The sequence below is a fragment of the Streptomyces sp. NPDC051133 genome (genome assembly GCF_040682635.1).
Classification (GTDB): domain Bacteria; phylum Actinomycetota; class Actinomycetes; order Streptomycetales; family Streptomycetaceae; genus Streptomyces.
In genome coordinates, this window is sequence record NZ_JBFBBK010000069.1 from 26,777 (window position 1) to 38,069 (window position 11,293).

Annotated in this window: 12 protein-coding genes and 1 pseudogene; 6 read left to right on the forward strand and 7 right to left on the reverse strand. The window is 75.9% G+C overall.

The window, feature by feature from the left end; translation table 11 throughout:
* Positions 1-4: 4 nt before the first annotated feature.
* Together AB0N17_RS40595 and AB0N17_RS40600 are read right to left on the reverse strand one after the other, a co-directional pair.
* Positions 5-985 carry an ATP-dependent DNA ligase gene (locus AB0N17_RS40595; protein ID WP_366016713.1) on the reverse strand — a complete coding sequence of 327 codons (981 nt, stop codon included), beginning with the start codon at positions 983-985 and terminating at the stop codon, positions 5-7.
* 1,033 nt (positions 986-2,018) lie between these two features.
* Positions 2,019-2,822, reverse strand: coding sequence for an EamA family transporter (locus AB0N17_RS40600; protein ID WP_366016714.1), 804 nt, complete (start codon positions 2,820-2,822; stop codon positions 2,019-2,021).
* Positions 2,823-2,983: 161 nt separating this feature from the next.
* On the opposite strand from AB0N17_RS40600, the gene AB0N17_RS40605 reads away from it, so the two are divergent.
* Both AB0N17_RS40605 and AB0N17_RS40610 read left to right on the forward strand, forming a co-directional pair.
* Entirely contained in the window at positions 2,984-3,841 is an 858-nt protein-coding gene (locus AB0N17_RS40605; protein WP_366016701.1) for a LysR family transcriptional regulator, read from the forward strand.
* A gap of 41 nt (positions 3,842-3,882) precedes the next feature.
* Positions 3,883-4,077, forward strand: coding sequence for a hypothetical protein (locus AB0N17_RS40610; protein WP_366016702.1), 195 nt, complete (start codon positions 3,883-3,885; stop codon positions 4,075-4,077).
* 113 nt (positions 4,078-4,190) lie between these two features.
* Here the strand turns inward: AB0N17_RS40610 and AB0N17_RS40615 are convergent, their stop codons facing one another.
* Together AB0N17_RS40615 and AB0N17_RS40620 are read right to left on the reverse strand one after the other, a co-directional pair.
* Positions 4,191-4,973 carry an XRE family transcriptional regulator gene (locus tag AB0N17_RS40615; RefSeq protein ID WP_366016703.1) on the reverse strand — a complete coding sequence of 261 codons (783 nt, stop codon included), beginning with the start codon at positions 4,971-4,973 and terminating at the stop codon, positions 4,191-4,193.
* 189 nt (positions 4,974-5,162) lie between these two features.
* Positions 5,163-5,753 (reverse strand): hypothetical protein, encoded by a 591-nt coding sequence (locus AB0N17_RS40620; protein ID WP_366016704.1) that lies wholly within the window; start codon positions 5,751-5,753, stop codon positions 5,163-5,165.
* Between the two features lie 278 nt (positions 5,754-6,031).
* On the opposite strand from AB0N17_RS40620, the gene AB0N17_RS40625 reads away from it, so the two are divergent.
* Both AB0N17_RS40625 and AB0N17_RS40630 read left to right on the forward strand, forming a co-directional pair.
* A complete protein-coding gene (locus AB0N17_RS40625; protein WP_366016705.1) occupies positions 6,032-6,412 on the forward strand; it encodes a hypothetical protein in 381 nt (126 codons plus the stop codon).
* Positions 6,409-6,876, forward strand: a complete 468-nt coding sequence (locus AB0N17_RS40630; protein ID WP_366016706.1) for a peroxiredoxin — start codon at positions 6,409-6,411, stop codon at positions 6,874-6,876. The genes AB0N17_RS40625 and AB0N17_RS40630 overlap by 4 nt, the downstream gene beginning before the upstream one ends.
* A gap of 286 nt (positions 6,877-7,162) precedes the next feature.
* Here the strand turns inward: AB0N17_RS40630 and ligD are convergent.
* The 3 genes and pseudogenes from ligD to AB0N17_RS40645 form a co-directional block, all read right to left on the reverse strand.
* Positions 7,163-8,175 (reverse strand): annotated as a pseudogene (gene ligD / locus AB0N17_RS40635) (non-homologous end-joining DNA ligase).
* 6 nt (positions 8,176-8,181) lie between these two features.
* Positions 8,182-8,793 (reverse strand): DNA polymerase ligase N-terminal domain-containing protein, encoded by a 612-nt coding sequence (locus AB0N17_RS40640; protein ID WP_366016707.1) that lies wholly within the window; start codon positions 8,791-8,793, stop codon positions 8,182-8,184.
* Positions 8,794-8,852: 59 nt separating this feature from the next.
* Complete coding sequence (locus AB0N17_RS40645; RefSeq protein WP_366016708.1) at positions 8,853-9,716, reverse strand: oxidoreductase; 864 nt, start codon at positions 9,714-9,716, stop codon at positions 8,853-8,855.
* Between the two features lie 148 nt (positions 9,717-9,864).
* Between AB0N17_RS40645 and AB0N17_RS40650 the strand changes: the two genes are divergently transcribed.
* Together AB0N17_RS40650 and AB0N17_RS40655 are read left to right on the forward strand one after the other, a co-directional pair.
* Positions 9,865-10,746, forward strand: a complete 882-nt coding sequence (locus AB0N17_RS40650; RefSeq protein ID WP_366016709.1) for a helix-turn-helix transcriptional regulator — start codon at positions 9,865-9,867, stop codon at positions 10,744-10,746.
* A gap of 55 nt (positions 10,747-10,801) precedes the next feature.
* On the forward strand, positions 10,802-11,293 hold a 492-nt coding region (locus AB0N17_RS40655), incomplete at its 3' end, for a TauD/TfdA family dioxygenase (RefSeq protein ID WP_366016710.1).

An 11,293-nucleotide genomic window follows, 5' to 3' on the forward strand; every position in this document is an offset into this window, starting at 1 on the left:
GGGCTCAGCCGAAGTCCTCGGGCAGGTCGGCCGCGGACTCCTGCGGCGTCAGATCCGGGCGCAGCCGCAGCCAGGACGGCTGGCGCAGCATCCCGGCCCGGGTACGGGTGCTGTAGCTGACCTCGCCGACCAGGCGGGGCAGCACCCAGTGCGCGTCCGGGACCCGGGGCGCCGGATCGAAGGGGCACCGGTCGGCCGCCGTGTCCCGCAGCAGCGCCGCCAGCTCCGTGCGCTCCGCCTCGCTCCAGCCGGTGCCGACCCCGCCGACGTACCGCAGCCGGCCGCCGGCGTCACGCTGTCCGACCAGTACCGCGCCGGGCAGTCCGCGCAGCCGCCCCCTGCCGGGCAGCCAGCCGCCGACGATCACGTCCTCGGCGCGCATGTTCCGGATCTTGATCCAGGCGCGGGAGCGCACCCCTGGCTCGTACACCGAGTCCAGCCGTTTGCACACCAGGCCCTCCAGGCCGTGCTCCCGGGTGACGCGCAGCGCCTCGGCGCCGTGCCCGGTCACCGCGCCCGGCGTCGACCAGTACGGCCCGGCCAGCTCCAGCTCCGCCAGGCGCACCCGCCGCCGTACGTACGGCAGCCGTACCAGGGATTCCTCCAGGTACGGCACGTCGAACAGCACCAGGTGCACCGGCACCTGCGCGGCGCGGCGGGCCGCCCGGCCGGGAGCGTGCGCGAGGCCCATCCGGCTCTGCAGCAGCTGGAAGTCGGCCCGCCCCTGGGCGTCCAGGGCCAGCACCTCGCCGTCCAGGACGGCGGGCGCGGCGCCCAGGGCACGGCCCAGCGGCCGCAGTTCGGGATAGGCCCCGGTGATGTCCTCGCCGGAGCGGGCACGCAGCAGCACGCTGCCGTCACCGGGCAGGTAGACCATCACCCGCTGGCCGTCCTGCTTGGTCTCGTACGCCCACCGCGCGTCCTGGGCCGGCGGCGGCAGCGTGCCGGGGGTGGCGAGCATCGGCGCGATGAGCGGCAGGGTCACGGCGGTCACGGCAGAAGGTCTCGACCGCTCCCCCCACCCTCACGCCCCTTCACCGCCCGGTTCCCCTGAACGGGCCCGCCCCACGAAGGAGAACGGCACCGCGCCCCGGGCCCCCGCCGCCCGCCGGGGCCAGTCGCCCGCCGGCCCGGCGTGCCCTGAACCACGCGGCCCGGTGAACTCGTCTGCCGGGCCAGGTGGGGTGCCGGCGGGGTGTGTCGTGGGTGGGCCGGCGGGTGGGCCTGCTCGCGGGGGGCGTGGTCCGCGGGGCCGGGGCCATGAAGCATGCGGCCGGCGAACTCGTCCGCCGGGTCCGGTGGGCTGCCGGGCCCGCCATGTCGTGGACCCGTCGGTCGGGCCGCGTGGTCGCCGACCCGGCACGTCTGAGACACACCGGCGGCGGATCTGCCCGTGAGGGCCTGGCCGTCGGTCGGCCCGGCGTGCCCTGCGGCACGCCGTTCGGCGGGCCCGCCCATCCGGACCCGGCCCGCCCGGGCAGAGGCCGCCCCGGCCCGGCCGCCGACTGCCCGGCCACGCGTTGCAGGGCCTCGTCCGCCCGGCCCGTCGGCAGAGCCCGCCCCGTCCGACCAGGCCCCGGGACCCGGCCCGGCCCGGCCCGGCCCTGCTGCCGTCTGCCTGGGCGCGAGAGCCTCGTCGGCCCGGCCCGCGGGAGTCGCCGCCCCGCCCGCCCGTGCGGCGCCCGTCCGACCGACCGGGCCCTGTGCGGCGCCCGCGTCGTCCGACCGGGCCCCGGGACCCCGGTCCGGCCCTGCTGTCGTCTGCCCGGGCGCGAGAGCCTCGTCGGCCCGGCCCGCGGGAGTCGCCGCCCCGCCCGCCCGTGCGGCCGGGCCCCGTGCGGCGCCCGCCCCGTCCGGCCGGGCCCCGGGACCGGCCCCGGCCGCCGACACGCGGGCGCGCCGGCCGCGGAGCTGATCGGTCGGCCGGCGGGGACCTGGCGTCCGGCGGCGGGGCGGCTTGCCAGAGGGACGGTCGGACGACGCCGGTGCGCCGGCCGCCCCGTGGTCAGGCCGGCGTGTCAGGTCCGGGTGGTCGCGATGCTCGCCGCGTTGGCCACCACCACCGCCCCGACGGCCGCCCACTCGGCCCCGCCCAGGTGCTGGTCGAGCACCACCCGACCCACCACCGCCGCCAGTACCGGATTGACGCTCATGAAGAGGCCGAACGTCTGCGCGGGCACATGGCGCAGCGTCAGCAGGTCGGCCAGATAGGGCACGGCGGAGGAGAGCAGCCCCGCCGTCACGGCGCACAGCACCGCCCCGGCCGTCGGCGGATGGCGCAGCGCGACGGCGATTCCGGGCGGCAGGAACGCCAGCGCCGAGACCGTGGCCGCCGCCGCGGCGCCCTGCGCCCCGGGAAGGCGCTGCCCGACCAGGCGGTTGAGCAGGATGTACGACGCCCAGCAGCACGCGGCGACCAGGCCCAGCGCCATCCCGGAGTAGTCGGCCGAGGGGCGCGGACGCATCAGGACGACGACCCCGGCCGCGGCCAGTACCGCGCACCCCGCGTCCAGCCGGCGCCGCGATGCGGCCAGCGCGATCGTCAGCGGCCCCAGGAACTCCAGGGTCACGGCCAGGCCGAGGCCGATCCGGTCGACGGCGCTGTACAGGCTGAGGTTCATCGTGCCGAACACCGCGCCCAGCAGCAACACCGGCCACCACTGGCGCCAGGTGAAGCTCCGCAGCCGCGGCCGGCCGACGGCGAGCAGCACGAGCGCGGCCACGTACTGACGTACCGCCACGACGCCGAGCGGACCGAGGACGGGGAAGGCCAGGGCGCCGACGGCGGCGCCGGTCTGGTTGGACAGCCCGCTGCCGAACATGGTGGCCACGCCGGCCGTCCGTCGTGCCTTCGGCAGGGGCGCGGCCGGCGTCAGGGGCGCGGCCGCCGCCGGGCGTTCGAGAGCTCGTCGCATACCGGCAGCGTGCGCCCGGCGCGTACTTGCGCAAAATGCATGAGGCAGTCGATCTATACGATGAGCGTATGCACGACATCGACCTGCGGCAGCTGCGCTGCCTCGTCGCCATCGTCGACGAGGGCACCTTCACCGACGCCGCCATCGCCCTCGGCGTCTCCCAGGCCGCCGTCTCCCGCGCCCTGGCCGCCCTGGAAAAGGCTCTGGGCGTACGGCTGCTGCGCCGCACCTCCCGGGCGGTGACCCCCACCGCGACCGGGCTGCGCGTGGTGGCGCAGGCCCGCCGGGTCCTCGCGGACGTCTCCGCCCTGGTCCGGGAGGCGACCTCGGGGCACACCCGGCTGCGGGTCGGCTACGCCTGGTCGGCGGTGGGCCGGCACACGGTCGCCTTCCAGCGGCGCTGGACCGCGGCCCACCCGGACACCGACCTGCACCTGGTGCGCGTCAACTCGCCCTCCGCCGGGCTCGCCGAGGGCGCCTGCGACCTCGCCGTGGTGCGCAGGCCGCCGGGCGACCGGCGCTTCGACACCGCCATCGTCGGCCTGGAGCGACGGCTGTGCGCGCTCGCCGCCGACGACCCGTTCGCCCGGCGCCGTTCGGTCCGGCTCGCCGACCTCGCCGACCGCACCCTTCTCGTGGACCGCCGCACCGGCACGGCCACCCCCGACCTGTGGCCGCCCGACGCCCGGCCGGCCACCGAGGAGACGCACGACGTCGACGACTGGCTCACCGTGATCGCCGCCGGACGCGGCATCGGCGTGACGGCCGAGTCCACCGCGAACCAGTACCCGAGGCCCGGCATCGTCTACCGGCCGGTGCGCGACGCCGAGCCGGTCGCCGTGCGGCTCGCCTGGTGGCGCGACGACCCGCATCCCGCCTTGCAGGCCGTGCTCGAACTGCTCACCGAGCTGTACCGCACGGGATGAAGCGGCCGGAGCGGCTGCCCGGAAGAGCGCAGATAGAATTGTTGACAATCTCAGGTGCCGTCTTCGGCCCGTGCCTCGGCGGCCGATTGCTCGCCGAGGGCAACGGCGACTGGGGCTTCACCGCCTTCGCCCTCGCCGGCGTGTCGTCCATGGTGTTCATCGGCATCGCCGCCCTGCGCTCGGCCCGGCGTCCCGAGTCCCGCGGCACGCAGCAGCAGTTGGCCACCGCAGGATGAGCCGCCACCGCCACCGCCACCGCCACCGCCACCGCCACCGCCACCGCCACCGCCACCGCCCCGCGGCGCCGCATCCGCCTCCCGGTGCGGCGCCGGCCGGTCCGCTCCGGAGGTCAGCCCTGGGCGTCCGGCTCCACGTCCAGGCCGGTGCACGCCAGCTTCCGGTCCACCTCGGCACAGGCCTCCACGCCCCGGGGGGAGGACGCCGAGAGCATCGGGCTGCAGTTCCCGGCCGAGTCGTCCGCCGGATAGCCGGCCGAGAGGACGTCCTCGCCCTTGCGCACCGACACCTCACGGACTCGCGCCGACCGCAGCCGCACCTCCGACCAGGCCGTCCCGCAGGCCGGTGAGTAGCGCAACAGCACGCCGTACTCCGGGGCGGTGACCGTGGCGGCGGTCCGCGCGTCCCGGGCGCAGACCGAGGCGTCCGGCAACTCGCCCTGGCAGGAACGGCCGTGACAGCGCGGCACCGCCGACAGGGGCTGCCCGGCCGGCGCGGTCGCCGGGCGCCCGGACAGCGCGACGGCGGCGGCCACGGTGGTGGCCACGCCGAACAGTCCCAGGGCCGACAACGGCAGCCACGGCGGAAACCGGCGGAGCAGCCGGGGCCGGCCCTGGGCGCCGGCCTCCTCGGGCGGGTCCGCGGGCGCCGCCGCCTCGGCCGTGTCCCACAGCGTCAGTACGGCCTCCGGGTCGGCGCCGGCCAGCGCGCAGAGCGCCTCCACCGCCTGCCGGGGCGGCAGCGTGCCGCCGGACAGATAACGGTGCCAGGCGGACTTGCTGTAGGGGGTGCGGGCGGCCAGTGCCGCCAGGCTCAGCCCCGTACGGTCCTTCAACTCGCGCAGTTCCGCCACCAGCGGCTCGTCCGGCGTGGTCGATTCTTGGGGGTGCCGCATCGTGCGTCCCTCGACTCCCGTTCCACTATGGGCTGTTTTCGCCCCTGTTGTCGGAATGGTTTCCCGGGTAGGCGGCTCCAGCAACGCCGGGGGAGGTATGAGATCGGGGAAACACAGATATACCGAAGGCCCGTTCGGGGGTCGTCGAACGGGCCTTCGGCGGCTAGGGGGTACGGCGGTGCGGGGCCGTCAGCACCAGCGGACGGCGCGGTCGGGCCGCACGTAGCGGCCGGAGACGTAGCCCCGGTGCCACGGCAGCCGGTACCAGACGTGGTTGCCGAACACCGAGGAGCCGTACGTCTTGCAGATCAGCGTCACGTGCCGGTTCCGGGAGCGGTGGCCGACCACCCGGTAGCCGGTGCCCGGCCCGGAGCGCACGTTGAGCCGGGTCCTGTGCGTCGCGACCCGCCCGACGGCCGGCGCGGTGTAGCGGTACGGCGCGCGCCGCGCGGCGACGCGGTACACGGTGCCCTGCGGGGTGAAGCGGTACGCCGCCGTCCGCATGCCGAGGCGGTACGCCGTTCCCCGGACGGTGTAGCGGTACAGGCGGTGGGTGCGGCGCGTGTGGTGCTTGCGGAGGTGGACGCGGTGGTGGACGTGGCGGGCGGGGTTCGCGCGGCGGTCGGTGTGGTGGGTGCGGTGGGTGTGCTGCGGGACCGCGACGCCGGATACCGTGCGCGGGGCGCCGGTGTTCGCGGGGATGGCCGCGGCCGCCGTGGGCAGGAGCGCGAGCACCGCCACCGTGGCCAGCAGGCCGCTCTTGAGTGTCCGTCGGATCATGGAAACCTCCGGCTGTCGTTCTCGTGACCACGAGCGGTGATCACGGTGCCAGCCTTGCCGTGACGGGCCGTCAGAATGCCGTTCCCGCGTCCCGGGGAACGCCCGGGACGTCCCCCGGGACGCGGGGTGCCGCCGCAGCCCGTACCGTTCGGCCCGCGGACGAGGCGTTCCGCAGCCGTCCTTCCCGTCTCCGTGGACGTCGTCACGGCCTGGCGAGGGGTGCACCCGAGTGCCTACCGTCCAGTAATATCCGGCGACAGGTCACCAGAGGAGGAACCGTGCCCCGGTCCGAACGTTCACCCCTGCTGCTCGCCGGCCTGCTGGCCGCCGCGGGCGTCGCCCACTTCGCCGCACCACGCCAGTTCGACGCGATCGTCCCCCGCGTGCTGCCGGGCTCCCGCAGGGCCTGGACGTACGGCAGCGGGGTCGTGGAGCTGGCCCTCGCGGCCGGGGTGGCCGCGCCCCGGACCCGCGCGGTCGCCGCGAAGGCCACGGCCGCCTTCTTCGTCGGGGTCTTTCCCGCCAACGTGCAGATGGCCGCGGACTGGCGCGAGCGGCCCGCGCCCCTGAAGGCGGCCGCCCTCGCCCGGCTCCCCCTCCAGCTGCCCCTGGTGCTGTGGGCCCGCGGTGTCGCCCGCGGCGGGGAGGGACGGTCATGACGGACCGCATCGAGACCGGGGACAAGGCCGAGGACTTCGCCCTGCCCGACGAGACCGGAACCACCCGCCGGCTCACCGACCTGCTGGCCGACGGACCGGTGGTCCTCTTCTTCTACCCGGCCGCCCTCACGGCCGGCTGCACCGCGGAGGCCTGCCACTTCCGCGACCTCGCCGCGGAATTCGCCGCCGTCGGCGCCCGCCCCGTCGGGATCAGCGGCGACAGCGTCGACAAGCAGCAGGAGTTCGCCGGCCGGCACGGCCTCGGCATGCCGCTGCTCTCCGACGCCGACGGCACGGTCCGTGAGCGGTTCGGCGTCCGGCGTGGCTTCTCCCTCGCCCCCACCAAGCGCGTCACCTTCGTCATCGCCGAGGACCGCACGGTCCTGGAGGTCGTCCGCAGTGAGCTGCGCATGAACACCCACGCCGACCGGGCGCTCGCCGCCCTGCGCGCCCACAAGCGCTGAGCCCGGCCGGTCCCGCGTCCGGGCCGGACAGCCGCTGTCCGGCCCGTGACCGCCCGGCCCGTGACCGCCTGGCCCGTGACCGCCCGGCTCCCGATCGCCCGGCCCGTGACCGCCTGGCCCGTGACCGCCCGGCTCCCGATCGCCCGGCCCCTGACCGCCCGGCTCCCGATCGCCCGGCTCCCGATCGCCCGGCCCGTGACCGCCCGGCTCCCGATCGCCCGGCCCGTGACCGCCCGGCTCCCGATCGCCCGGCCCCCCGACCGCCGGGCCGCCGCCGGCCGGCGGTTCAGCCCGGCCGCTCCCGCACCACGTCCCGCGGCCTCTTGTCCTCGCGCAGCCCGAGGAAACGCGGGTGCCGCAGCATCCCGTCCCGCGTCCACTCCGTGAACGCGATCTGCGCGACCAGCTCCGGCTCCACCCAGCGGGCCCGGCCCTCGCGCACCACGCCGGTGAACGGCGAGGAGTCCCGGCGCAGTCCGTCCAGCCGCTCGCGCAGTGCCAGCAGCGTCCGCCGGTCGAAGCCGGTGCCGACCTTCCCGGCGTAGCGCAACCGGTCGCCCTCGTAGTGACCGAGCAGCAGCGCCCCCAACCCAACCCGACCCGGCTTCCGGCCGGTTCGGTGAACCCGCCGATCACCAGCTCCTGCCCCTGCTCGCACTTGAGCTTCAGCCAGTCCGGGGACCGGCGCGTCCGGTACGGCCCGTCGGCCCGCTTGGCGATCAGCCCCTCCCAGCCGCGGCCGCAGGCCTCGGCGAGCAACTCGGCGCCGCCCGCGTTGCGGTGGGGGGTCAGCCGCAGCGGGGCACGGTAGGCGAGCGCCCGCCGCAGCAGCGACTTGCGCAGCCGCAACGGCAGCGCCCGGGTGTCGGCGCCCTCCAGTCGCAGCAGGTCGAAGACGTAGTACGTCACCGCGACCCCGGACGCCTCGATGTCCCGGCGCCGGGTCAGCCCCATCCGCCGCTGCAGCCGCGCGAAGTCGGTGCGGCCCCCGGTGAACGCCACCACCTCGCCGTCGACGGTGAAGTCGGCGCACTCCTGGGCGGCGAGCGCCGCCACGATCTCCGGGTAGGTGTCGTCCAGCCGCTGTCCCGTGCGCGACAGCAGCCGCACCCGGTCGCCCTCGCGCACCGCCAGCAGCCGCACGCCGTCCAGCTTCCGCTCGAACAGCCAGTCCGCGCCGAAGTCACGCCGGTCGCTGAGCGTGGCCAGCATCGGGGAGGCGGCCAGTTCGGGGCCCGGCGGGGCCGGTCGCAGCAGCCGCCGCGGGCCGTCGGGCAGCGTGTCCAGCAGCCCGGGCACCGCCCCTCACTCCTCGCCGTCGGCCGCCGCGACCTGGGCGAGGGTGCGTCCGGTCCGCACCGAGCGGGCCCGGCGGGGGTCCGGGGTGCCGTGCCCGCCGGACCGCGCCGCGCCCTTGCGCACCAGCAGCCAGGACTCCTCCTCGTCGGCTCCGCCGCGGAAGCGGGTGAGCGCGTACTCGCCGTGCAGCTTGGCGCCGTGCAGCCGGAACGTGGCGTGCCCCCGCTCCAGGGACTCGGCGAAGTCCACCGGACGGCCCCGGCGGTCGTGGCTCAGCGGCTCATAGGTCCCGTGGTCCCACACGATCACCGTGCCGCCGCCGTACTCGCCCTTCGGGATGACGCCCTCGAACTCCTCGTACTCCAGCGGATGGTCCTCCGTCGGCACCGCCAGGCGTTTGTCCCCGGGATCGGCGGACGGGCCCTTCGGGACCGACCAGGACTTCAGGACGTCCGCGACCTGGAGCCGGAAGTCGAAGTGCATCCGGCTCGCGTCGTGGATCTGCACCACGAACCGGGGCTCCTCCTCCCCGGACGGGGCGCCCCGCCCCGACGGCTCACGGGTCCGCTCGAAGTCGCGCTTGCCGCGGTACGTCCGCAACCGGTCTTCCGCCACCACGTCCGGCTCCTTCCGTGCGTGCGTCTCACGCGCCCCCGGGTACCCGGGTCCGGGCCGGTTCAGCCCGCGATGCCGTCCAGCTCGGCGACCGCCTCGTCCGGCAGCACCAGTGCCGCGGCGGCGATGTTCTCCCGCAGGTGCTCCGGGGAGGACGTGCCCGGGATGAGCGCGATGTTCGGCGACCGGCGCAGCAGCCAGGCCAGCGCCACCTGCTGCGGGGAGGCCTCCAGACGGGCGGCGACCTTCGCCAGCGTCTCGGACTGCAGCGGATTGAAGCCGCCGAGCGGGAAGTACGGCACGAACGCGATGTTCTCGGCCGCCGTGCGCTCCACCAGCGCGTCGTCCTGCCGGTTGGCCAGGTTGTACAGGTTCTGCACGGTCACCACGGGAGCGATCGCCAGGGCCTCGTCCAGCTGCGCGAGGGACACGGAACTCAGGCCCAGGTGCCGGATCAGCCCCCGCTCGCGCAGCTCCACGAGGGCGCCGAACTGCTCGGCGAGGGGTTCCTCGTTCGGGGTGTCCACATCGCCCAGCCGCAGATTGACCACGTCCAGGGCCTCCAGACCCAGATGCCGCAGGTTGTCGTACACCTGCGCCTTCAGGTCCTCGGGGTGCCGCGACATGATCCAGCTGCCGTCGGTTCCCCGCCGGGCACCGACCTTGGTCACGATGTGCAGTTCCCCGGGGTAGGGGTGCAGGGCCTCCTTGATGATCTCGTTGACGACCACGGGGCCGTAGAAGTCGGCCGTGTCGATGTGGGTGATCCCCGCCTCCACCACCGCGCGGAGCACCGCCACGGCCCGGTCACGGTCCTTCGGCGGGCCGAAGACGTGCGGCCCCGCCAGCTGCATCGCGCCGTAGCCGACCCGGGTCAGGGTCAGGCCGCCGGCCGGGCTGACGGTGCCGCCGAGCTGTGCAGTCATGTCGTTCCTCTCGACAAGTCCGGGCCCCGGATCCTTCCGGAGCCTCGCTCTCCACCCTGCGCCGTCCGCGCCGCCCGTGGCAGGGCCCGGATGATCCTGGTACCGACAGGGCCAGTCACCGCGGACCGGGCGGCCGTACGGTGGTGACATGGACGGATCGAACGCGCTCGGCGAGTTCCTGCGCGCCCGCCGGGCCCGGGTGCGTCCCGAGGACGTGGGGCTGCCCGGCGGCGGCCTGCGCCGGGTGCCGGGGCTGCGCCGCGAGGAGGTCGCCCTGCTGGCCGGCATCAGCTCCGACTACTACCTGCGGCTGGAACAGGGCCGCGACCGCAACCCGTCCGTGCAGGTCCTCGAGGCCGTCGCCCGGGTGCTGCGGCTGGACGCCGACGCCACGGCCCACCTCGTGGGCCTCGCCCAGGACCGGCCCGCCGCCGGCGCCCGGTCCGGCCGCCGTACCCAGCACGTCCCGGCGAGCATCCGCCAGCTCATCGACGGCTGGCCGCGCAACCCCGCCTACGTCCAGAACCGCTACACCGACTGCCTGGCCGCCAACGCCCTCGCCGCCGCCGTCAGCCCGAACTACCGGCCCGGCGTGAACCTGCTGCGGGCCGTCCTCCTCGACCCCGCCGAACGGGAGCTGCGCCGCGACTGGGAGGACCTCACCGCCGAGGGAGTCGCCGCCCTCAGGTCGGAGGCCGGAGCGGACGCCGGCGACCCCCGGCTGCGCGACCTGGTCGGCGAGCTGTCCCTGCGCAGCGAACGCTTCCGCACGCTGTGGGCCCGGCACGAGGTACGGCCCCGGCGCGGCCGGGTCAGCCACCTCACCCATCCCCAGGTCGGCGACCTCGACCTGCACTCGAACAAGTTCTCCGTGGAGGGCGCCGGCGGACTCACCCTGGTCGTCTTCCACGCCGAGCCCGGCAGCCGCGGCGCCGAACTGCTGGACATCCTCGGCAGCCTCGCCGCACCGCAGCACGGCACCGGGCGGGAGCACGGGCAGAATCAGCGGGAACGCATCGAGGAGCCGTAGCGCACCGCTGCCCGCGGGGCCCGGCCGCCGGCACCGACTCAGCAGCGGAGGGCGCATGACGACGCACAGGGCCACTCAGGACGGGACGGCGCAGGCCGCGGGCGTGGCGGTGCGGCCGGCGGCCGGGCACATCGGGGCCGACATCACCGGCGTCGACCTCTCCCGACCGCTCGACGACGCCGTGGTGGCCCTGATCCGGCAGGCCGTGCTGACCTGGAAGGTGGTGTTCTTCCGCGGGCAGGAGCTGGACCACGCCGGGCACGTCGCCTTCGCCCGGCGGTTCGGCGAGCCGGTCGTCCTCGGCCGGCGGGGCGGCGCCTCACCCGCGGACCACCCCGAGGTCGAGACGACCGCGGACCGGCTGGAGCTGGGCGGCCGGTTCGGCATGGAGCACGAGGAGTGGCTGCGCCGCCGCCGGCACACCCTGCTCCGCGGCTGGCACTGCGACCACGGCGCCCGGATCGACCCGCCGGCCGCGACGATCCTGCGCGCCGAGACCGTCCCGCCCTACGGCGGCGACACCACCTGGGCCAACCTGGCCGCCGCC

Excerpts from the sequence above, each read along its gene's own strand:
- AB0N17_RS40600 (WP_366016714.1), bottom strand. The coding sequence starts at position 2,822 with ATGTTCGGCAGCGGGCTGTCCAACCAGACCGGCGCCGCCGTCGGCGCC.
- AB0N17_RS40605 (WP_366016701.1), top strand. The coding sequence starts at position 2,984 with ATGCACGACATCGACCTGCGGCAGCTGCGCTGCCTCGTCGCCATCGTC.
- AB0N17_RS40615 (WP_366016703.1), bottom strand. The coding sequence starts at position 4,973 with ATGCGGCACCCCCAAGAATCGACCACGCCGGACGAGCCGCTGGTGGCG.
- AB0N17_RS40620 (WP_366016704.1), bottom strand. The coding sequence starts at position 5,753 with ATGATCCGACGGACACTCAAGAGCGGCCTGCTGGCCACGGTGGCGGTG.
- AB0N17_RS40630 (WP_366016706.1), top strand. The coding sequence starts at position 6,409 with ATGACGGACCGCATCGAGACCGGGGACAAGGCCGAGGACTTCGCCCTG.
- AB0N17_RS40645 (WP_366016708.1), bottom strand. The coding sequence starts at position 9,716 with ATGACTGCACAGCTCGGCGGCACCGTCAGCCCGGCCGGCGGCCTGACC.
- AB0N17_RS40650 (WP_366016709.1), top strand. The coding sequence starts at position 9,865 with ATGGACGGATCGAACGCGCTCGGCGAGTTCCTGCGCGCCCGCCGGGCC.